The organism is Arenimonas sp. GDDSR-1, from assembly GCF_025980345.1.
Taxonomy (GTDB): domain Bacteria; phylum Pseudomonadota; class Gammaproteobacteria; order Xanthomonadales; family Xanthomonadaceae; genus Arenimonas.
This window is the reverse complement of sequence record NZ_JAPDUI010000001.1, coordinates 94,950-117,425: the sequence shown is the minus strand read 5'-3', so window position 1 is coordinate 117,425 and position 22,476 is coordinate 94,950. Positions and strand designations below refer to the sequence as shown.

The 22,476-nt window shown below is 60.1% G+C and carries 16 protein-coding genes and 1 riboswitch; of the genes, 6 read left to right on the top strand and 10 right to left on the bottom strand.

Features of this window, described 5'->3' with window-relative positions:
* Positions 1-8 precede the first annotated feature (8 nt).
* Positions 9-1,910, bottom strand: a complete 1,902-nt coding sequence (locus Q0W88_RS00530; protein ID WP_297798847.1) for a DUF3604 domain-containing protein — start codon at positions 1,908-1,910, stop codon at positions 9-11.
* A 169-nt stretch (positions 1,911-2,079) separates the two neighbouring features.
* Here Q0W88_RS00530 and Q0W88_RS00525 point away from each other — a divergent pair, with 169 nt between their 5' ends.
* A complete protein-coding gene (locus tag Q0W88_RS00525) occupies positions 2,080-2,745 on the top strand; it encodes a TetR/AcrR family transcriptional regulator (protein ID WP_297798845.1) in 666 nt (221 codons plus the stop codon).
* Here the strand turns inward: Q0W88_RS00525 and recJ are convergent.
* Entirely contained in the window at positions 2,742-4,463 is a 1,722-nt protein-coding gene (gene recJ, locus Q0W88_RS00520) for a single-stranded-DNA-specific exonuclease RecJ (protein WP_297798844.1), read from the bottom strand. The genes Q0W88_RS00525 and recJ overlap by 4 nt on opposite strands.
* 162 nt (positions 4,464-4,625) lie before the next feature.
* On the opposite strand from recJ, the gene Q0W88_RS00515 reads away from it, so the two are divergent.
* Complete coding sequence (locus Q0W88_RS00515) at positions 4,626-5,432, top strand: DUF3313 family protein (RefSeq protein WP_297798842.1); 807 nt, start codon at positions 4,626-4,628, stop codon at positions 5,430-5,432.
* Here Q0W88_RS00515 and Q0W88_RS00510 read toward each other — a convergent pair.
* From Q0W88_RS00510 to Q0W88_RS00475, 8 genes are all read right to left on the bottom strand, one after another.
* Positions 5,415-6,290 carry a hypothetical protein gene (locus tag Q0W88_RS00510; protein ID WP_297798840.1) on the bottom strand — a complete coding sequence of 292 codons (876 nt, stop codon included), beginning with the start codon at positions 6,288-6,290 and terminating at the stop codon, positions 5,415-5,417. The two genes, Q0W88_RS00515 and Q0W88_RS00510, sit on opposite strands and share 18 nt — an antisense overlap.
* Position 6,291: 1 nt before the next feature.
* Positions 6,292-6,774, bottom strand: coding sequence for a transcription elongation factor GreA (gene greA / locus Q0W88_RS00505; protein ID WP_297798838.1), 483 nt, complete (start codon positions 6,772-6,774; stop codon positions 6,292-6,294).
* A complete protein-coding gene (carB, locus tag Q0W88_RS00500; protein ID WP_297798836.1) occupies positions 6,771-9,998 on the bottom strand; it encodes a carbamoyl-phosphate synthase large subunit in 3,228 nt (1,075 codons plus the stop codon). The genes greA and carB overlap by 4 nt, the downstream gene beginning before the upstream one ends.
* Positions 9,998-11,119 (bottom strand): glutamine-hydrolyzing carbamoyl-phosphate synthase small subunit, encoded by a 1,122-nt coding sequence (gene carA, locus Q0W88_RS00495; protein ID WP_297798834.1) that lies wholly within the window; start codon positions 11,117-11,119, stop codon positions 9,998-10,000. Before carA ends, carB begins: the two co-directional genes overlap by 1 nt.
* A 244-nt stretch (positions 11,120-11,363) precedes the next feature.
* Positions 11,364-14,228 carry an aminomethyl-transferring glycine dehydrogenase gene (gene gcvP / locus Q0W88_RS00490; RefSeq protein WP_297798832.1) on the bottom strand — a complete coding sequence of 955 codons (2,865 nt, stop codon included), beginning with the start codon at positions 14,226-14,228 and terminating at the stop codon, positions 11,364-11,366.
* 134 nt (positions 14,229-14,362) lie between these two features.
* Positions 14,363-14,448, bottom strand: a riboswitch (glycine riboswitch).
* Positions 14,449-14,489: 41 nt separating this feature from the next.
* Positions 14,490-15,167, bottom strand: coding sequence for a 4-hydroxy-tetrahydrodipicolinate reductase (dapB, locus tag Q0W88_RS00485; RefSeq protein WP_297798861.1), 678 nt, complete (start codon positions 15,165-15,167; stop codon positions 14,490-14,492).
* Positions 15,164-16,666 carry an aldehyde dehydrogenase gene (locus Q0W88_RS00480; RefSeq protein WP_297798829.1) on the bottom strand — a complete coding sequence of 501 codons (1,503 nt, stop codon included), beginning with the start codon at positions 16,664-16,666 and terminating at the stop codon, positions 15,164-15,166. Before Q0W88_RS00480 ends, dapB begins: the two co-directional genes overlap by 4 nt.
* A 23-nt stretch (positions 16,667-16,689) precedes the next feature.
* A complete protein-coding gene (locus Q0W88_RS00475) occupies positions 16,690-17,238 on the bottom strand; it encodes a cupin domain-containing protein (protein WP_297798827.1) in 549 nt (182 codons plus the stop codon).
* Positions 17,239-17,391: 153 nt separating this feature from the next.
* Here Q0W88_RS00475 and Q0W88_RS00470 point away from each other — a divergent pair, with 153 nt between their 5' ends.
* From Q0W88_RS00470 to speB, 4 genes are all read left to right on the top strand, one after another.
* Positions 17,392-18,753, top strand: coding sequence for an aspartate aminotransferase family protein (locus Q0W88_RS00470; protein ID WP_297798825.1), 1,362 nt, complete (start codon positions 17,392-17,394; stop codon positions 18,751-18,753).
* Positions 18,754-18,786: 33 nt separating this feature from the next.
* On the top strand, positions 18,787-19,905 hold the full coding sequence (gene ald, locus Q0W88_RS00465; RefSeq protein ID WP_297798823.1) for an alanine dehydrogenase: 1,119 nt from the start codon (positions 18,787-18,789) through the stop codon (positions 19,903-19,905).
* 13 nt (positions 19,906-19,918) lie between these two features.
* Entirely contained in the window at positions 19,919-21,418 is a 1,500-nt protein-coding gene (locus Q0W88_RS00460) for a CoA-acylating methylmalonate-semialdehyde dehydrogenase (RefSeq protein ID WP_297798821.1), read from the top strand.
* An 87-nt stretch (positions 21,419-21,505) separates the two neighbouring features.
* Positions 21,506-22,474 carry an agmatinase gene (speB, locus tag Q0W88_RS00455; RefSeq protein ID WP_297798819.1) on the top strand — a complete coding sequence of 323 codons (969 nt, stop codon included), beginning with the start codon at positions 21,506-21,508 and terminating at the stop codon, positions 22,472-22,474.
* Positions 22,475-22,476 lie beyond the last annotated feature (2 nt).

Sequence of the window (22,476 nt, the reverse complement as noted above, 5' to 3'; positions counted from 1 at the left end):
TGGATGGATTATTGCGGGTTGTACCAGATGGGGGAAGTGTACGCACGTTCGATGACCGTCATCGGGACTTCTTTGGGCAATTTCAGTGCATATCGTTTCGCATCGAACGCGGTCCAGCGCGGGGTCGGAATCTGCAGGACACGGCCGTAGTAGAAGGCACGTTGTTGGGGATCGAATTCCGGATCGGCCCACACCGCCTTCAATTCGGCAGCGCCGATGGTATTGGTATAGGTCACATTGACCGCATCGACGGTATTGCCGACGGCGGGCAGGCGCCCGTCGGCGCCGGGCTTGCGGTTGTCCGACCAGACCACGTCATACACCTTCTCATGCGTTTTTCCGGCGGCATCGACCCACCCTTTCACCACCTGATAGCGGTCAAGGTTGGCGCCCATGGCGTCTTTCATGGCAGCCAGCAAAAAGGTAGGGGCTTTCCCGGCCGGTGCTTTGGGCAGTGTGCCGCCCATCGGAACGCCTTTGGCATAACCGAGTTTGGCCAGTTCACGGCTTTGTGCATCGTCATTGGAAAAGTCCCAGCCGCCGAACAGACGTACCGACATCCGCGGCCCGGTGGTGCCGTAGACTTCGCGTCGCTCCATGGCCTCGAACAATGATTCGCGGGTGTTCTCACGGGCCCAGACCGCCGCCAGACCGGATGCGCCCAGCGCCCAGCCGTAGGTGGTCAATTCCGGTTTCATGGCCGGTATGGCGGCATGCTTCCAGCGTTCCGCACTGGGTTCGGTGGTTGTCGTTTTTCCGAAGAAGTTGTCTTCATCGACGGTGGACAACCCGGTGTGCGCATCGGTGCTGCCGACCATGCCGAACTTGAAGGGATTGGCGCCGATCTTCTGTTCATAGGCTAGCCCGTTCTTCAGGGCTTCGCGGGCGTAACTGCCGGCCAATGCCTCTTTGCCAATCGGATGGTTCCCGCCGAGATTGGATTTATCCCAGACCTCGAAATTGGCGAATTCGTCGGACGGCGACAGTGCCGGATGCGCCTCACTGGTGCCTTTGGGCTGAGTAACCTCGATGATCGGTTCGCGTCGGGCACGCAATTCGGCATAGGCACGGTCATAGGGCTTGCCGGAAACCGTCTGAGCCGCCCACATCATGCCACCGCTGAGATTGCCGTTGTGCGGAATCGCCAGCACCTTGCCACCGGTCTTGTCTTCATAGCCCTGCATCCATGTCCAGAGCTTTTCCGGATCCTGGCTGTCGTAGGCGGAGAATGGCAGCACCTGCCCCGCTTTGTCGCCGCCGTCGCGGTAGATGACATTACGATGCATGTTGTTGCCATCCGGCGTCGAAGTCCACTCATAGCCGATGAAGGCGGTGAATTTGCCGGGCTGGTTGTATTTTTCCGCGGCCTTGATGATCGAATTCCAGGCCGACTGCATCATTTCCGGGCTGTTGATGAGATCTTTCCCGGTCGTACTGCCATTGCTGATCCATTCCCCGAAGGCCTGGTTGCCCTTGCCTGCCTTCACCATGTCATGCCAGCGTTTTCCGGTCGGATTTTTCAGCAGTACCGGATCCGAGCTCGCAATCATCGGAGCCAGACCGAGATTTTCGGAATGGTCGGCCACCACGAGGAAATCATAGGGTCGGCTGAGCTTTGCCGGCTGTCCGGTGTTGCTGGTTACCTCTTCGCCCATGGCGAAGCGGTAGGCTTCTTCCGGACCGAGTTTTGCGCCGGCCATGCCGGCATCCGCCGAGTAAGAGGTATGCAGATGCGTGTCGCCGAAAAAGGGCCTGGTCGGGAATTCCTCGGCATTTGCGTTTTGGCCGGTTTCTTCAACCGACTTCATGACCTGCGGCTCGTCGGCATCCTGACGCTTGGAACAGCCGTTGAGTGCCGTCATCAACGGCAGTGCCGTCAACAGCATAATGGTGATCTTCGTGCGCTGCATAATTTTCCCCCTGAATTAAAAAAAAACGGTTCACGTATAGCCCGTAGCAGAAATTTATGTCATATTGAACTTATGTGTCAATATGTAATCAGAATTCACGCCTTACTTTCATGCATATCTCGACAGCCGTCATATTGATGTTTGTCCAGATTGAACGGAGCCATGACGTATGATTAACCGCAAAGCCATCAATCACCGTACCCGCGTCGGACAGGAACGCAGCAACCGGACACGCCTGCGCATTCTCGATGCCGCCATGCGTGTATTCGCGGAGAAAGGACCGGATGCGCCGGTCATCCAGGATTTCATCGCGGCCGCCAACATGTCACGCGGCACATTCTACAACTACTTCAGCAGCATCGATGAGCTCCTGATCGCCACATCGAAGCAGCTCGAAGACGATCTGATCGTGTCGATTCAAACCGAAATCGAAGACATGCCGTCACCGGTCGAACGCATGACCTTCGGCATGCTCCTGTGGCTGGAGAAAGCGGCGAAAGATCCGATCTGGTGCGCCTTCGTCAACCGGGTCGCCCATCACAGCATGATGGTGCAAACGCAGGTGACCCAGGATCTGCGCGATGGCATCGGCAGCGACGAATTTCGTATTCCGGATATCGATGCGGGCTACGACCTAGTGGTCGGCACACTGCGTCAGTCCATGAACCGCATGCTCGCCGAAAAGGTGCCGTCCGCATACCCGAAGCAGGTGGTGCATACGGTACTGCAGGGACTCGGTGTCGATGCCAAACGGATACATGTGTTGCTGGAACGCGCGGTTCCCGAAATGCGTCGCCCAGCGCGGACCATCGGCAGGCCGGCGGCGGCTTCCTAGACCGCTTCGATGTATCGGACCAGCGCCTGAACGCCGCGTCTTTCCCTGAAATCATCGGTCTGCAGTTCGTATACGGCACGGATGCGCGCCGGCGGCGGCTGTCCGGTGTAGCCGTTGAAATGGATAGCCTGAAGGATCTCCGTTCCTTCCTCAGGCCGGAGCTGCAGTTTGAGGTGTTTTTCCTTCAGAACCTGCCAGCCGACGACATCGAAAACATTGTCGAACACCGGAGTTGGAAAGCCCTGCCCCCAAGGCCCGGCATGAACCAGCATTTCAGCCGTGCTGCGGTCGAATTGATCCGGTGCCAGCGGTCCATCGGTCAGGAGGGTCTCCTGCAGCAGATCCGGATCGAGCGTTTCGGAAACAATTGTCGGAAATATCCGTGAAAACTCCGGAAAACAATCGATGTGCAGCGTAAGTCCTGCCGCCATGGCATGTCCGCCGAAGCGTGCAATCAGTCCGGGATGCCGGGCATCCAGCAAAGCCAGCGCATCACGCATGTGGAAGCCCGGAATCGAGCGGCAGGAGCCCCGCAATTCCTGACTGTCCGGCTCACTCGGAGCGAAAACCAGTACCGGTCGGTGAATGCGGTCTTTCATGCGCGAAGCCACCAGACCGATGATGCCGGGATGCCAATCCGGCTGATGCAGAATCAGGCATTTCTGATCCGGAAGCGCTTCCAGATCAAGCGCGGCGAGCATTTTTTCCGCGTCATCGAGCATGTCCTGCTGCAGGTGCTGACGTTCAAGATTGATGGCATGCAGATTATCCGCCATATCCATCGCCTGTGCCGGATCGTCGGTCAAAAGACATTCGATACCCAAGGCCATGTCCTCGAGCCGGCCGGCGGCATTTATTTTCGGTCCGATCCGGAATCCGATATCCAAAGCGTCAATCTTCCCCGGTTCCAGACCACCGACGCGCGCCAGCGCGGCAACACCGGGCTGGCAACGGCCGGAATTGATGCGTGCAAGGCCTGCACGTACCAGCCGCCGGTTGTTGGCATCCAACTTCACCATGTCGACAACGGTGCCAATGGCCACCAGATCCAACAATGCGGACAAATCGGCATCGGCACCGGCACTGGGAGCATTATCGGCGCGCAATGCCGCGCGGACGGCCACGAGCAGATAAAAAATGACGCCGACGCCGGCCAGTGCTTTGCTTGGAAATCCGCAACCCGGCTGGTTCGGATTGAGGATGCCCGCTGCCGGCGGCAGGACTTCGCCTGGAAGATGATGATCGGTGACCAACACGCGGTATCCGCGGGCATTGGCCGCCGCCACACCGGGATTGCAGGCAATGCCGCTGTCGACGGTGATGATGAGATCGGGCTTCAATTCCGCCAGATCTTCAACCAAACCTGGCGTCAGCCCATAGCCGTGACGGACACGGTGCGGAACCTTGAAAAACACCTGCCGCGCACCGAGCATGCGCAGGCCCCTGACCGCAACCGCCGTGCCGGTGGCACCGTCGCAGTCGAAGTCGCCGACGACGACGATGCGCCGCTGATTGGCAATCGCATCGGTCAACAGCGCGATGGCGACATCCAGACCGCGCATCGTGTCCGGCGGGTAAAGATGCTGAAGACTGAGATCGCTCTGGTCAGGGCTTGTAATGCCCCTTGCCGCGTAAATTCGGCTTATCAGACGCGATGCATGCAGACCCGTAAGCCGCGGATCGGAACTGCGTTGACGGATGGAAAGCGGTCGAATCATGCCTCCATGATAACGCGACCCTCGTCAGGTAACAGCCGTCTCATGCAGGATAAATCGCCAAATCCTGTGGGAATGGTGCGGATCCGTCATTTCTCCTGTTCTTGACACGGTATTGCAGCCTTCAATGTATTATGGGGAACCAAACTAAACTCGGAGCCGGCCATGCTGCAAAGACTCAGCCTGTCCATCGTAATCCTGCTGCTGAATGCCTGCGCCAGCATTCCTGAGAACAGTACCATAGCGCTCGAGAGCGACAAACCGCTGCTTACCGTCACGGATGAAAGCAACCGGAGAGTCGCCGAATTCTCGGACCCCAAAATGCTTGAAAGCGTCGACGGATTCGTGTTGCCGGACATCCGCTTAGAACTGCCGGAGCCGAGCAAGGATATCAGCGCCGAGCAGCTGGATGTGGTCAGCAATGCGCTGAACCGGTCTTTATGCCGACGACTGAGTCCCTATCTGCATGCCCACGAAAAGCGACAGCCGGGCGATCTCGTTATTGAAGCGGCATTGACCGGCATTCGTCCGACATCGCGGTCGGTATCTTCGGTATCGGCGGTGATCGATGCCGTGGTGCCGGGTCCGGTACGGATACCGGCCGGAATGGGTGCCATTGCTGTGGATGCGCGCGCAAGTACCGAAAGCGGTACTGCGGCGTTCATACGCTGGGCAAAGGGCGCCAATCCGGTGACGACAAGCGCCAAGATTTCCAGTATCGGCGATGCCTATGCCTTGGTGGAGACTTTCAGCAGGGAATTTACCGAGTTGCTGCTGAACGACAAGGGAAATGGCCCGGTCCGCGCGAAGCTTCCGGCTCCGGAGATCCAGAGCAATGAAAATCTCTGCCTGAAACGCTTCGGAAAGCCAGATGCGGCCGGGAAAGGGGCCTCTTTTCTGATTCCGTTATCGCCCGAATTCATCGATAAGGGAAAACCCGAAACGGACGCGGCGTCAGAAGACGGGAATTGAGTTCCGACGCCAGAACTGCAGGCGCCAATTAGGCCGCCAGTGCCAGCGCGAACCATCGGCGAAGTCAAAAAGCGTTGTACGGCTTTCATCGAACCGAGATTCCACGTCCGGCCACGACCGGATATGCCTCAGATCGAGAAGAACGTCACCGCCCCGCTCCGGCTCTGAGTGGCCTGTCAGTGCGTTGATGATTGAATCATCGGTATGTATCGTTTCGAAGTTATGGGTGACAGCTGCTGGCAACACACCGCCACCCCAGAACCAGAGTCCGTTCACCGGCAACAGACCGCTGCGCTGTCGTTGAACGTTTAGCGGATGATTGTGTAATGTGATTTGGCACTCATTGAACAGTCCAGTCCATGTGCGGTCATTGGAAAGCTGTCCGGCAAGATCACAGCCAAGCAGATCCATGAGCGGCAGAAATTCCGGCAATTCCGTATTTTCCGGGCTTCGGATGTAGAAACTGCCGTCGGCGCCGGCGGAAAACCCGAAGCCATGATCGGCAAATGCGGGTTGTAGTGCCGAGACAACGGCATCAACATCGTCCGCGGTCAACGCGAAATCACTGATGGCCATGACGCGGGCGCCGCGCATCTCGGCCTGCAGATAGATCGGGTCGGCCCGCAGCCATTTCGCTGTCCCGGCATCGCCTGAAAGACGTTGTCTGCACAAAGCCGCGATCGGCCAGCCGGATTCAGGAAAACAATGGAAATGGCGCTGGAGCTGCCTGGATTCGCCGGTATCGCCGGCATCGGTCTTGAAACGGCGCGAATAACGGGCAAACCGGTCCGATGGCCTTTGTCCGGCAAAGCAGCGCTTCTCCGGCAACAGGATGACACACGTGCCGGAATCCAGCATGTCAATCGATGTAGCGGACCGCGGTGATTTCGTACTCGCGGTTGCCGCCCGGTGCCTGGATGGTGATGGCATCGCCCTCATGCTTGCCGATCAGGGCGCGGGCGATCGGGGATGAGATCGATATCCGCTGCTGCTTGAGATCGGCTTCCAGATCACCGACGATCATGTAGACCACGGTCGCGTCGGTTTCGACATCAACCAGCTCGACGGTGGCGCCGAACACCACTTTCGAGCCGGCTTTCAGCTTGCCGACCTCGATGATCTGGCAGTGCGACAGGGTGTACTCCAGTTCCTGGATGCGTCCCTCGATGAAGCTCTGCTGCTCGCGTGCTGCATGATATTCGGCGTTTTCCTTCAGATCGCCATGTGCCCGCGCCTCGGCGATGGCCTCGATGACCTGCGGCCGCTTGACCGACTTCAGGTTCTCCAGTTCAGCACGGAGGCGAATGGCGCCGGCATGGGTCAGCGGAACAATGGTACTCATCCCGCCACTTCCGCATGCAGTTCCTGCAACGACCAGACGCGAGGGTTGTCTCGCGTATCCATCGACTGGATCAGCGCCTTGGCTCCTGGAATTGTGGTGGAATACACCAGCCGGTGCTGAAGCGCTTCACGCCGGATCGAGAACGAGTCGGCTATGGCCTGCTTGCCTTCGGTGGTATTGACGATGTAGTTGATTTCGCCGTTTTTGATCAGATCGACGATATGCGGTCGGCCTTCGGCAACCTTGTTGATGGACTCGCACGGCAGGCCCTGTGCCCGCAGAAAACCGGCGGTACCATGCGTGGCGACCAGACTGAAGCCTTTCTTGAGCAGGGATTGGGCGATTTCGACCAATCGCGGTTTGTCGACCTCGCGTACCGATACGAAGGCCTTGCCGACCTGCGGCACGCGGATGCCTGCGGCTTCCTCGGCGCGGCCGAAGGCCTCACTGAAGCTGCGGCCGACACCCATGACCTCGCCGGTGGAACGCATTTCCGGGCCGAGGATGGGATCGACATTCTGGAACTTGGCAAACGGGAAGATCGCTTCTTTGACCGAATAATACGGCGGTACGATTTCACGTACGGCATTCTGCGAGGCGAGACTGCGGCCGGCCATGCAACGCGCGGCGATCTTGGCCAGCGGAACGCCAATCGCTTTGGACACGAACGGCACCGTGCGCGACGCTCGCGGATTGACTTCAAGCACGAAAATGGTGTCACCCTGGATGGCGAACTGGGTATTCATCAGCCCGATGACCTTGAGTGCCTTGGCCATGCGGGTGACCTGCACACGCAGACGGTCCTGTATCTCGCCACTGAGGGTGTATGGCGGCAGTGAACAGGAGGAGTCGCCGGAGTGCACGCCGGCCTCTTCGATGTGCTCCATGATGCCGCCGATCAGGACATTGCCGTCCATGTCGGCGATGATGTCCACGTCGACCTCGACCGCATGGTCGAGGAAGCGGTCGAGGAGCACCGGCGAGTCGTTGGAAACCTGTACCGCTTCGCGAATGTAGCGCGACAGGTCTTCGTCGGAGTACACCACCTCCATGGCGCGTCCGCCGAGCACATAGCTCGGGCGAACCACCAAGGGATAACCGATTTCATTGGCCATGGCGATGGCCTGTTCGGCATTGCGCGCCGTGCGGTTCGGTGGCTGCAGCAGTCCGAGCTCCTCGACCAGGCTCTGGAAGCGTTCACGGTCTTCCGCCCAGTCAATGGAGTCCGGCGAAGTACCGATGATGGGGGCTCCGGCGGCCTCGAGTGCGCGCGCCAGCTTCAACGGCGTCTGACCGCCGTACTGGACGATGACGCCGACCGGTTTTTCCAGTTCGACGATTTCCATCACGTCTTCGAAGGTCAACGGTTCGAAATACAGCCGGTCGGAGGTATCGAAGTCGGTGGAAACCGTTTCCGGATTGCAGTTGATCATGATGGTTTCGAAACCGTCTTCGCGCAGGGCCAGCGAGGCATGCACGCAACAGTAATCGAACTCGATGCCCTGCCCGATCCGGTTGGGACCGCCGCCGAGCACGATGATCTTCTTGCGGTCGGTCGGCGCCGCTTCGCATTCATCCTCGTAGGTGGAGTACAGGTAGGCGGTGTCGGTGGCGAACTCCGCGGCGCAGGAGTCGACCCGTTTGTAGGTCGGGCGTACTTTCAGGGCATGGCGCAGCGCACGCACGGCCGCCTCGTCGGTTCCGGCCAGCTGTGCGATGCGGGCATCGGAAAAGCCTTTGCGCTTGAGATGACGCATGCGGACGGCGTCCAATGCCGGCAGGCCGCCGTTTGCGATTTCCGTCTCGATGGCGACCAGCTCCTCGATTTGATCGAGAAACCAGGGGTCGATGAAACTCAGTCCAAACACTTCATCGACGCTCAGGCCGGCACGGAAAGCCTCAGCCACCTGGAACAGACGCTCGGGACCCGGCTCCTTCAACTCGCGTTTGATGCGCAGCAGACCTTCTTCGCCCTGGGTTGCGGCGCCGGTCGGGTCGAAACCGACCTTGCCGATTTCCAGACCGCGAAGCGCTTTCTGCACCGACTCCTGGAACGTACGGCCCATCGCCATCACTTCGCCGACCGATTTCATCTGGGTGGTCAGACGCGCGTCGGCGGCGGGGAATTTTTCGAAGGCAAAGCGCGGAATCTTGGTGACCACATAGTCGATGGTCGGCTCGAACGAGGCCGGCGTGGCACCGCCGGTGATTTCATTGCGGAGTTCGTCGAGGGTGTAACCGACCGCCAGTTTGGCGGCGATCTTGGCGATCGGGAACCCGGTGGCTTTCGAGGCCAGTGCCGACGACCGCGACACGCGCGGATTCATCTCGATGACCACCACGCGGCCGTTTTCGGCATTGATGCCGAACTGCACGTTGGAACCGCCGGTATCGACGCCGATCTTGCGCAGTACGGCGATGGAGGCATCGCGCAGTCGCTGGTATTCCTTGTCGGTCAGGGTCTGCGCCGGTGCCACGGTGATCGAGTCGCCGGTATGCACGCCCATCGGATCGAGATTTTCGATCGAACAGACGATGATGCAGTTGTCGGCGGTGTCGCGAACCACTTCCATTTCGTATTCCTTCCAGCCCAGCACCGATTCTTCAATCAGCACTTCGGTGGTCGGCGACAGGTCCAGGCCGCGCTTGGTGATTTCCACGAATTCTTCGCGGTTGTAGGCGATGCCGCCGCCGCTGCCGCCAAGGGTGAAACTCGGACGGATGATGGTCGGATAACCGACGCGGGTCTGGATGTCGAGCGCTTGATCGAGCGTACGTGCGATTTCCGCTTTCGGGCAATCCAGACCGATTTCGGCCATGGCAACACGGAACAGCTCGCGGTCTTCGGCCATGCGGATGGCTTCGCGCGAGGCGCCGATCAGCTGCACGCCGTACTTGTCCAATGTGCCTTCATCGGCCAAGGTCAGGGCGCAGTTCAGCGCGGTCTGGCCACCCATGGTCGGCAGCAATGCGTCCGGCTTTTCCTTGGCGATGATGCGTTCGACCGTGGCCGGATTGATCGGCTCGATATACACCGCATCGGCCATGTCCGGGTCGGTCATGATGGTGGCCGGATTGGAATTGACCAGCACCACGCGGTAACCTTCCTCGCGCAGCGCCTTGCAGGCCTGTGCGCCGGAATAGTCGAATTCGCAGGCCTGACCGATGACGATGGGACCGGCACCGATGATCAGGATGGTTTGGATGTCAGTACGCTTGGGCATCAGCGTTTCTCCATGAGCGTAATGAACTTGTCGAACAGGTAGGCTACATCGTGCGGACCGGGACTGGCTTCCGGGTGTCCTTGGAAACTGAACGCCGGCGCATCGGTCAGGGCAATGCCCTGGTTGGATTGATCGAACAGCGAGCGGTGGGTGACCCGCACATTGGCCGGCAGACTGCTCTCATCGATGGCGAAGCCGTGGTTCTGCGAAGTGATCATCACACGCTTTGAATCGAGATCTTGCACCGGATGGTTGGCGCCGTGATGGCCGAATTTCATTTTCAGGGTCGCCGCACCACTGGCCAAACCCAGCAGCTGATGGCCGAGGCAGATGCCGAAAGTCGGAATTTTACGGGCGATGAAAGTTTTTATGGCGGCAATCGCGTAATCGCAGGGCGCCGGATCGCCCGGGCCGTTGGACAGGAAGATGCCGTCCGGGTTCAGGGCAAGTGCCTGTTCGGCAGTCGTCTGCGCCGGCACAACCGTAATACGGCAACCGCGTTCGGCCAGCATGCGCAGGATGTTGTGCTTGACCCCGAAATCGAAGGCGACCACATGGAAACGCTCCGGCGCCTGCACGAAAATCTGGCTGTTGAGATCGAGCTGGCCATCGGTCCATGCATATGGCGCGGTGCAGGACACGACCTTGGCCAGATCCATGCCTTTCAGACCGGCGAACTTGCGGGCGGCTTCGATGGCATGGTCGATGTCGATCGCGCCGGCCATCAGGGTGCCACTCTGGGCGCCGCTGTTGCGCAGGATGCGGGTCAGCTTGCGGGTGTCGATGTCGGAGATGGCGACAATGCCGTTCTGTTTCAGCCATTCCGGCAGATCGATCTGGTTGCGCCAACTGCTGGCGCGGCGCGGAACATCGCGCACAATCAATCCGGCGGCATAAACCTGGCTGGACTCGTTGTCCTGTACGGTAATGCCGGTGTTGCCGATATGCGGATAGGTCAGAGTGACCAGTTGCCGGCTGTAGGACGGATCGGTGAGGATTTCCTGATAACCGGTCATGGCGGTATTGAACACCACCTCGCCGACCGAAATGCCGGTTGCGCCTACGGATAGACCCTCGAATACGGTTCCGTCTTCGAGAGCGAGAATGGCTGATTGGGTCACAAAGCTCGCCTTTTCAAAAAGTTAAGGTTCTTCCCACGGCAAGGCTTTGCGTTGCGCAAAGGCCGTAAAAAGGCGGTTTAGGCGAGTGAGAATTTTAGCGGAATCAGCCGCTATTGTCCAGCAATGCCGGAAATACGTTGGAGGCCGAAATCCCGCCTGTCGTGAACATACCGACAGCAGGCCGCCAACGCAAAACGGAGAGGATGGACCTCTCCGTTTGGGGTCATGCTGATGAACGGGCTGTTCAGCGGTAATCGTCTGGCGTCGGGCAGATGCAGATCAGATTGCGGTCGCCGTAGACGTTGTCGACGCGGCCGACCGGACTCCAGTACTTGTCCTGACGCGCGCTGCCGGCCGGGAACACCCCCTCCTCACGCGAGTACGGACGATTCCATTCGGCCTCAGCAAGGTCAAACACGGTATGCGGCGCATGGCGCAGCGGACTGTGCTCAATGGCAAACCGTCCGTTCTGGACCTCGGCAATTTCCTGGCGGATGGCGATCATCGCATCGCAGAAGCGGTCCAGTTCCACCTTGGCCTCCGACTCGGTCGGTTCGATCATCAACGTACCCGGCACCGGGAAGCTCATGGTCGGCGCATGGAAGCCAAAATCGATCAGCCGCTTGGCAATGTCGTCGACGGTGACGCCACAGGCGTCCTTCAGCGGACGCGGATCGACGATGCACTCATGGGCGACGCGGCCGTTATGATTACGGAACAATACTGGGAAATGCGGATGCAGGCGGGCCGCCATGTAGTTCGCGCTGAGAATCGCCACTTCGGTCGCGAGCTTCAAGCCCTCGCCACCCATCATCAGGATGTAGGCATAGCTGATCGGCAGAATCGAAGACGATCCGAAAGGAGCCGCCGAAACCGGACCGACCGGAGCGCTACCGCCGTCCAGAACCGGATGACCGGGCAAGTACGGCGCCAGATGCGCTTTGACGCCGATCGGGCCCATGCCCGGGCCGCCGCCGCCGTGCGGAATGCAGAAGGTCTTGTGCAGATTGAGGTGGGAAACATCGGCCCCGAAATCACCCGGGCGCGACAGACCGACCTGGGCATTCATGTTGGCGCCGTCCATGTAAACCTGGCCGCCGTGCAGGTGCACGATGTCGCAGATTTCACGGATGCGTTCTTCGAACACGCCGTGCGTGGACGGATAGGTCACCATCAGCGCGGCCAGATTGGCACTGTGTTTCTCGGCCTTGGCACGCAAATCATCGACGTCCACATTGCCCTCGGCATCGCAGTTGACCACCACCACGTCCATGCCGACCATCTGGGCCGAGGCCGGGTTGGTGCCATGCGCCGATGAGGGAATCAGGCAGACCGTGCGGTTCGCATCGCCACGCGCATGGTGATAGCCGCGGATGGCCAGAAGACCGGCATATTCGCCCTGTGCGCCCGAGTTGGGCTGCAAGGACACGGCATCGTAGCCGGTAATTTCGACCAGCCAGTTTTTCAGGTCCTCGAACAATTCGGTATAGCCACGGGCCTGTTCAGCCGGCGCAAACGGATGCAGTGCGCCGAATTCGGGCCAGGTAATCGGAATCATCTCGGCCGTAGCATTGAGTTTCATGGTGCAGGACCCGAGCGGAATCATGGCGCGGTCCAGCGCCAAGTCGCGGTCGGACAGTTTACGCAGATAGCGCAGCAATTCGGTTTCAGAGCGGTAACGGCTGAAGATCGGATGCTTCAGGCAGGCTTCGGTGCGGGTCAGGCCAGCCGGTACGGCATCGCCCTGAGCGGCCACTTCGGCATACCGGAAGCTGCCGCCAAAAGCGCGCCAGACCGCTTCCACGGTTTCCGGCGTGGTGGCTTCATCCAGGGCGATGCCCAAGGTGTTGGCGTCCACAATCCGGAAGTTGATCTTCTCGGCCGCTGCGCGGGCCACGATGGCATCCCGCTGTGCGCCGACAGCTACCGTAATGGTGTCGAAATAGTGCTTATTGCGGACACCGAAACCGAGCTTGGCAAGACCGGCAGCCAGGACCTTGGTGCGGCTATGCACATCGCCGGCGATGGCAGCAAGCCCTTCCGGACCATGATAGACCGCATACATCGAAGCGATGACCGCCAACAAGACCTGCGCGGTGCAGATGTTCGAGGTCGCTTTCTCACGGCGGATGTGCTGCTCGCGGGTCTGCAGGGTCAAACGGTAGGCCGGCTGACCGCGGGAATCGATGGAGACCCCGATCAGTCGCCCCGGTATGGAACGTTTGTAGGCGTCGCGGACGGCCATGTAGGCGGCATGCGGACCGCCGTAGCCCATCGGAACGCCAAAGCGCTGGGTCGATCCGATGGCCATGTCGGCACCGAGTTCACCCGGCGAGGCCAGCACGGTCAACGCCAGTGGATCGGCGGCCATGATGCTGAGCGCTCCGGCAGCTTTCAAGCGGGCAATGGCGGGACGGAAGTCGCGAATTTCACCATCGGTTCCCGGATACTGGAAAATGGCGCCGAACACATCGGCTGCATCCAAATCGGTTTCCGGGTTGCCGATGACCAGCGTCCAGCCCAGCGGCTCGGCGCGCGTGCGCAGCACGGCGATGGTCTGCGGATGGCAGTTTTCATCCACGAAGAATTTGCGGGTTTTGGCTTTCGAAACACGCTCGGCGACCGCCATGGCTTCGGCCGCGGCGGTGCCTTCGTCCAGAAGCGAGGCATTGGCCACATCCAGTCCGGTCAGTTCGCAGACCATGGTCTGGAAGTTCAGCAGCGCCTCAAGCCGGCCCTGGGAAATTTCGGGCTGATAAGGCGTATAGGCCGTGTACCATGCGGGGTTTTCGAGGATATTGCGCAGAATGACCAAGGGGGTCAGGGTGCCGGAGTAGCCCTGCCCGATCAGCGAGGTAAATACCGTGTTTTTCGAGGCCAACTCGCGCAGACGGGCCAGCGCTTCGACTTCAGAGAGTGCCCGCCCCATGCTGCTCAGCGGCTTCAAAATACGGATGGATTCCGGAAGGGTTTCCGCAATCAGCGTTTCCATGCTGCCGGCACCGACAGCATCGAGCATCTGCTGGATTTCCTGCGGGGAGGGACCGATATGGCGGGCGGCGAAATCACGGGCAACGTGCGGAAGCGGCAAAGCGTTAGGATCGGTCATGACAGCTCTCTGAGTGGGCGCGCATCGGAAACCGGACATCAGCCTGTCCGGCATCGGCGCCCCCTCTGTCTGTTTGCCTGAGAGTGTTATCCCGTCGGCAGGCGCCGGCATCGGCCGCGCCGTTTTTCAGAGTGTGTTCACCGGCGGTTCTTTTGCCTGAGAGTTTCCGGGGCGGTTGCTCCTTCGGCGCTGGGAATCCAATCTCTCCCGCACGGCAAGCAATTATACCAAGTTACATGGCGAATCAGCGGCTTTTTTCGCTCACAGCAGGTCATCAAACCGATAATGGCCGTTCAGTTTGCCGTGGATTTTTTCAGCCGCGAACAAGGCGCCTTGGGCGAAGATGTCGCGATTGGTGGCACGGTGTACCAGCTCGATGCGCTCTCCCTGCCCGGTGAACTGCACCGTGTGCTCGCCGACAACATCGCCGCATCGCAGCGAGTGATAGACCGGTTCGGTTCCGGTCGCAGCCTGCGCGGTTTCCCCCAGACTCAAGGCCGTGCCCGAGGGCGCATCTTTCTTGTGGATGTGGTGGCTTTCCAGAATGTCGAGCTGCCAATGCTTGAGCCATTGGCCGGCCTGGGCGACGAGCCGGTTCAATACCGCCACGCCCAGCGAATAATTGGAGGCCCAGAGCGCAGGTATGTGGTCGCCGGCCTGCTTGAGCGCCTGGAACTGGGCCGGACTGAGCCCCGTGGTACCGCTGACCAACGGCTTGCCGCGCTGCAGGCAAAGGGCCAAAACCGCATCGAAGCCCTCCGGCGAACTGAAATCGACGGCCACATCGAATTCGGGCACTTCGGCCAAGGGCGGAAAGGCGCTGCGCCCGGTCATGGCCACCACTTTCAGCAGCGGGTTGGCCTGCGCCAGTCGGATCAGCGCTTGTCCCATCCGCCCGGAAGCCCCGTGAATCAGCAATTTGACGGGCGCGCTCATCAGGATTTCAAGTTGATCCAGGTGGCCTTCAATTCGGTGTATTTCTCGAAGGCATGCAGGGATTTATCACGGCCGTTGCCGGATTGTTTGAAACCGCCGAACGGCGCGGTCATGTCACCGCCGTCCCAGTAATTGACCCAGACGCTGCCGGCACGGAGTTTCTTGGCCACGCGGTGGCCGCGGCTGAGATTGGACGTCCAGACCCCGGCAGCCAGGCCGAAATCGGTGTCGTTGGCGATGCGGATGGCTTCTTTTTCATCATCGAAGGCGATGACCGACAATACCGGCCCGAAGATTTCTTCTTTCGAAATCGTCATGTCGTGTGCAACATCATCGAATACCGTCGGAGCGACATAATAGCCGCCGGTTTCGGTCATCACGCGCTCGCCGCCCAAGGCCAGTCGGGCGCCCTCGGCCTTGCCTTTTTCGATGTAGGACAGAACGCGCTGCATCTGGCCTTCATCGACGATGGCGCCCATCGGCGCGCCGGGCTCGAACGGATGCTTCGGATAAAGCTGCTTGCCGGCCTCGACCACCAGCTTGACGAAATCATCCTTGATGGAACGCTCGACCAGCAGGCGCGAGGCGGCCGTACAGACTTCGCCCTGATTGAAGAAAATACCGATGGCGGCGGCCTCCGCGGCCGCCTGAAGATCCGGAGCGTCGGCAAACACCACATTCGGACTCTTGCCGCCGCATTCCATGTAGGCGCGCTTCATGTTGGATTGTCCGGCGCACTGCAGCAGATGCTTGCCGACGCCGGTCGAACCGGTGAACACCAGGCCGTCGACATCCATGTGCAGGGCCAGCGGCTCGCCCGCACCCTTGCCGAAGCCCGGCAGGACGTTGAAAACGCCCGGAGGAATGCCGGCCTCGATGGCCAGTTCGGCGATGCGGATGGCGGACAGCGGCGACTTCTCCGAAGGTTTCAGAATGACCGAATTACCCATCGCCAGGGCCGGTGCGAATTTCCAGCTCGCCATCAGCAGGGGGAAGTTCCAAGGCACAATGGCACCGACGACGCCGAGAGGCTCACGGGTGATCAAACCCAACTCATGCTGCGGCGTCGGCGCGATTTCGCCGTACACCTTGTCGATGGCTTCCGCCGTCCAGTTCAGGCAACGGACACTGGCGGCGACATCGATGGCCAGCGCATCGGCGACCGGCTTGCCCATATCAATGGATTCCAGCAAGGCCAGTTCTTCGGCATGTTTTTCCAACAGAAGCGCGAACTTCTGCAGGGTTTTCTTGCGGTGTACCGGGGACGTTTCCGACCACACCCCGGCCTCGAAGGCGCGACGGGCGGCAGCGACCGCACGATTGATATCTTCGGCTTCGCACTCGGCGATCCGGGCACGGGACTTGCCGTCCATCGGACTGACACAGCTGAAGGTTTTACCGGAGGCGGCATCGACATAGGCGCCATCGATGAAGGCCTGGGTTCGGATGGAAAGCGCTGCGGCTTTGGCCTCCCACTCGGCGCGGGTGAGTTTCTTGGACATGGAGCGGTCTCGTTAATCGTGAATTAGAAGGTGGCCGGCGTGTTGGCGCTGACCAGAATGGCATCCTGCTTGCCGACATTGCGGAAGCGGTGCGGGGTTTTGCTTTCAAAGTAATACGCATCGCCGGGACCAAGCACACGGACCTGATCGCCGACCGTGAGTTCGATTTCGCCCTGAATGATGACCCCGCCCTCTTCGCCTTCGTGCAGCAACATCTCTTTGCCGGTGTCCGAGCCGGCCGGCATCACTTCGCGCAGAATGCACATCTGGCGCTGGGGCTTGTTCTGACCGACCAGGTAGTAATGAATGCCGCCGTTGCCGACGTCAATCTGTTCATCTTTGCTGTAAAACGGGGAATCATCGGCATCGTGGCCCAGATCGACCGTGAAAAAGTCGGCCAGCGAAATCGGGATGCCGTCCAGGACCTTTTTCAGGGAGCTGATCGAGGGGCTGACCTTGTTCTGCTCAATCAGTGAGATGGTGCTGTTGGTGACCCCGACCCGTTTGGCCAACTCGCGCTGGCTCAGGCCCTTCTTGTTGCGAACTTCCTGAAGGCGTAAACCGATATCCATGGGGTCTGCTTGGCGTGTCAATTGTGATGTTGAATATTTAACACTTTCCGCTTTTAAGGTCAATCTTTATGTAAATATAATTTACAAAACCGCCTATTGTAAAATTTATTCAACACTGTATAGTATCGCTCAACAGCCCAAATCGTGACCGCCATGAACGATAAAACCTCCTATCATCAACACTATAAGAGTCAGGCCACGCAAAGCCCCGAGCACATGGATGCGTTCTGGATGCCGTTTTCGGCCAACCGGCAGTTCAAACACGCGCCACGCCTGCTGGCCAGCGCCGAAGGCATGTATTACCAGAGCACGGACGGCCGGCAGATCTTGGATGGCACCGGCGGTCTGTGGTGCTGCAATGCCGGGCATGGCCGACAGCGCATCATCGATGCCGTTCAACAACAGATTGCCACCCTTGATTTTGCCCCGACTTTCCAAATGGGCCACCCGCTGCCTTTTGTGTTGGCGGAGCGGCTGGCCGCCATCGCTCCAGACACATTGAATCATGTGTTCTTTACCAATTCCGGATCGGAATCGGTGGACACTGCCCTGAAAATCGCCCTGGCCTATCACCGCGCCCGTGGTGAGGGCCAGCGCACCCGTTTGATCGGACGCGAAAAGGGCTATCACGGGGTCGGGTTCGGCGGCATTTCCGTCGGCGGGCTCCCGAACAACCGTAAATGGTATGGCAACGGCCTGTCCGGCGTCGATCACCTGCGCCATACTCTGGACATTGGCCGGAACGCCTTCACACGCGGCCTGCCCCAGCACGGTCTGGAATTGGCCGAGGATCTTGAACGTTTGGTGGCGCTGCATGATGCCAGCACCATTGCTGCGGTCATCATTGAGCCGATTGCCGGCTCTGCCGGCGTCATCATTCCGCCGGATGGCTACTTGAAGCGAATTCGAGAAATCTGCGATAAGTACGGAATATTGTTGATATTTGATGAGGTCATTACCGGTTATGGTCGGGTCGGCAAAGCCTTTGCGGCACAACGCTTCAACGTCACACCGGATCTGATCACCACCGCCAAGGGCCTGAGCAACGGCTGCGTCCCGATGGGCGCCGTGTTCATCGCCGACAAGGTCCATGAGGCATTCATGACCGGCCCGGAGAACATGATCGACCTGTTCCATGGCTACACCTACTCCGGCCACCCGCTGGCCTGCGCCGCCGCCTTGGCTACGCTGGACATCTACGCCGAGGAGAACCTGTTCGAAAAGGCCATCAGCCTGGAACAGTACTGGGAAGATGCCATCCACCAGCTCAAAGGTCTGCCCAATGTGATCGACATCCGCAACTTCGGTCTGATCGGCGCCATCGAGCTTGCCCCCCGTGAGGGCAAACCCGGCACCCGTGCTTACGAGGTGTTCACCAAATGCTTCCATGAAAAGGATGTGCTCATCCGCGTTACCGGCGACGTGATCGCCCTGTCGCCGCCACTGATTCTGGAAAAATTCCATATCGACACGCTTTTCGCCAAAATCGCCGACGCGATCCGCGAAACCGCTTAAAATCACCCCACTTCAAGCCATCCGGAGTTCCCCATGCTTATCGGCGTCCCGAAAGAAATCAAAAACCATGAATACCGCATCGGACTGACCCCGTCCGGCGCCCGCGAACTGATTGCCAACGGCCACAAGGTCATGGTCCAGCGCGACGGCGGCAAGTCGATCGGCCTGACCAACGAACAGTACGAGAAGGCCGGCGCGGAAATCGTCGACAGTGCCGAGGAAATCTTCAAACGCGCCGAGATGATCATCAAGGTCAAGGAGCCGCAGCCGGTCGAATGCGCCATGCTGCGCCCGGGCCAGATTCTCTATACCTACCTGCATCTGGCACCCGATCCGGAACAGACCAAGGCCCTGGTTGCCTCCGGCTGCACGGCCATCGCCTATGAAACCGTGACCGACCGTAAGGGCGGCCTGCCCCTGCTGGCACCGATGTCCGAGGTGGCCGGTCGCATGTCGATCCAGGCCGGCGCGCATGCGCTGGAAAAAGCCCAAGGCGGATCCGGCGTGCTGCTCGGCGGCGTACCGGGCGTGAAACCGGCGGAAGTACTGGTCATCGGCGGCGGCGTGGTCGGCATCAACGCCGCGCGCATGGCCATGGGCATGGGCGCGCATGTCACCATTCTCGACCGTTCCTTGGATCGTCTGAAATACCTGGACGAACTGTACGGCGACCGCATCACCACCATCTATTCGACCCATGACGCCATCGAAGAACGCCTGCCGGACACCGACCTGGTCATCGGCGCCGTGTTGATTCCCGGCGCGGCTGCACCGAAACTGGTGTCACGCGAGCAGCTCAAGCTGATGCGTCCGGGCTCGGTGCTGGTCGATGTCGCCATCGATCAGGGCGGGTGCTTTGAAACCTCGAAAGCCACCACCCACCAGAACCCGACCTATGAAGTGGACGGCGTCATTCACTACTGCGTGGCCAACATGCCCGGCGGCGTGGCACGCACCTCCACTTTCGCACTGACCAACGCCACCCTGCCTTTCGCCGTACAGATTGCCAACAAGGGCGCCAAAGCGGCCTTGCTGGCCGATCCGCACCTGCTCAACGGCCTGAACGTGCATGCCGGCAAAATCACCTACAAGGCCGTTGCCGACGATCTCGGTTACGCCTATGTGTCCGCCGCCGATGCCTTGAACGCCTGACCGGAAATACGCCATGACCGCCACCATCGCCCATTTCATCGACGGCAAAGCCGTTTTCGGCACCGGCACACGCAGCGCCGAGGTGTTCAATCCGGCCACCGGCGCGGTCACCGGACGGGTGTCCCTGGCGGACAAAAGCGATGTGGAGACGGCCATTGCCTCGGCACAGGCCGCCTTTCCGGCGTGGGCCGCAACCACCCCGCTGGCCCGGGCCCGGGTCATGTTCAAGTTCAAGCAACTGCTGGAAGACCATGCCGATGAAATCGCGCTGGCCATCACCCATGAACACGGCAAGGTATTTTCCGATGCCAAAGGCGAGCTGACCCGCGGCCTGGAAGTGGTCGAATTCGCCTGCGGCATTCCGCATCTGGTCAAAGGCGAGCATTCGATGAACGTCGGTACCGGGGTGGATTCCTACAGCGAATACGCGCCGCTCGGCGTGGTCGCGGGCATCACGCCGTTCAATTTTCCCTGCATGGTGCCGATGTGGATGTTTCCGATCGCCATCGCCTGCGGCAATACCTTCATTCTGAAACCCTCGGAACGTGATCCGACGCCGACCCTGATTCTCGCCCGCCTGCTGAAAGAAGCCGGATTGCCGGATGGCGTGTTCAATGTAGTGCACGGCGACAAGGAAGCCGTGGATGTCCTGCTTGATGATCCGCGCGTGCAGGCCGTCAGTTTCGTCGGTTCCACGCCGATTGCCGAATACATCTATGCCCGCGGTAGCGCCGCCGGAAAGCGCGTGCAGGCGCTGGGCGGCGCCAAGAACCACATGGTGATCATGCCGGATGCCGACATGGACCAGGCTGCCAATGCCCTGCTCGGTGCCGGCTACGGCTCGGCCGGCGAACGCTGCATGGCCATTTCAGTCGCGGTGTGCGTCGGCGATGCCGCTGCCGAAGCCTTGATTGCAAAGCTCAAACCGATGGTCGCCAGCCTGCGCGTCGGCCCGGGCGATAAAGACAATCCGGACATGGGCCCGCTGGTGACCTGCCAGCACCGCGATAAAGTCAAAGGCTACATCGACGCCGGTGAATCCGAAGGCGCTGAACTGCTGGTGGATGGACGCGGCCTGAAAGTTGCCGGTCATGAAGATGGCTTCTACCTCGGCGGCACTTTGTTCGACCGGGTCAGCCCGGCCATGAAAATCTACAAAGAGGAAATCTTCGGGCCCGTTCTGTGCATCGTGCGTGTGCCGGATTTCAACACCGCGTGCCGACTGATCAATGATCATGAATACGGCAACGGCACCGCCATCTTCACCCGTGACGGCGATGCCGCGCGTCAGTTCAGCCACAGCATCCAGGTCGGCATGGTCGGCGTCAATGTGCCGATTCCCGTTCCGATGGCGTTCCACAGCTTCGGGGGCTGGAAGCGTTCCCTGTTCGGGCCTCTGCATATGCACGGCAACGATGGCGTCCGCTTCTATACCCGACTGAAAACCATCACCGCGCGTTGGCCGACCGGCATCCGTGCCGGTGCCGAGTTCAGCATGCCGACAATGAAGTAAACTGAAGGTATCAAGACCGGTGACGCTCGTCCCGGCGATTGCTTCGCGCAAGGAACGACGAGTGGACTGCTGAGACCGGAGCCCACCATGTCGATTGACAAGCCCTCGCCCGCCACCGCCAGTTTTTCGGATCTGGCGTTTACCCGATCTTCCCCTTACGGCACACAGGCCGAGCCGACCTACGCCGGCGCTACCAGCTTCCTGCGCCGCAGATACAGCAAAGACCTCGACGGTGTCGATGTCGCCGTCATCGGCGTTCCGTTCGATGTCGCCACCACCGGCCGACCGGGGACCCGTTTCGGGCCGCGCGCCATACGCGCCGCATCCACCATGCTGGCCTGGTGTCCGCCTTATGCCTGGGAGTCCGATCCGCTCGACAAACTCCATGTCATCGACTGGGGCGATGTATTCTTCGATTCCGGCAATATCGCCGCGGCGCCCGCGCTGATCCGGGAAACCTACCGGGGCATCAGCAATGCCGGCGTAAAGCCCCTGACGCTCGGCGGCGACCATTTCATCAGCTACCCGATCCTGCAGGCTCTGGCTGAAAAGCACGGCCCGCTTTCGCTGATCCATTTCGATGCGCATTCCGACACCTGGGCCGACGATGGCGAACGGATCGATCACGGCACCATGTTCTATCAGGCGGCGAAAACCGGCATCGTGGATCCCTCGCGTTCGATCCAGCTCGGCATGCGGACATTCAATGCCGAAAAACACGGCTATGAAGTTCTCGATGCGCGCTGGCTGCATCGGCATGGCATCGCAGCGGCCGTCGCGGCCATCAAGGCGCGCGTTGGCGACAGTCCATGCTATCTCAGCTTCGACATCGATTTCCTCGATCCGTCCTGCGCCCCGGGCACAGGCACTCCGGTGGTCGGCGGCTTCGATTCCCATACCGCTTTGGAATGCATCCGTGGTTTGGCCGGTATCCGGTTGACCGGTGCCGATGTCGTCGAAGTTTCGCCGCCGTTTGACCATGCGGAAATCACGGCCTTGGCGGGCGCCAGCATCGCGCACGAAATGCTGGGCCTGTTTGCCGGGAATAGCAGGTGAAC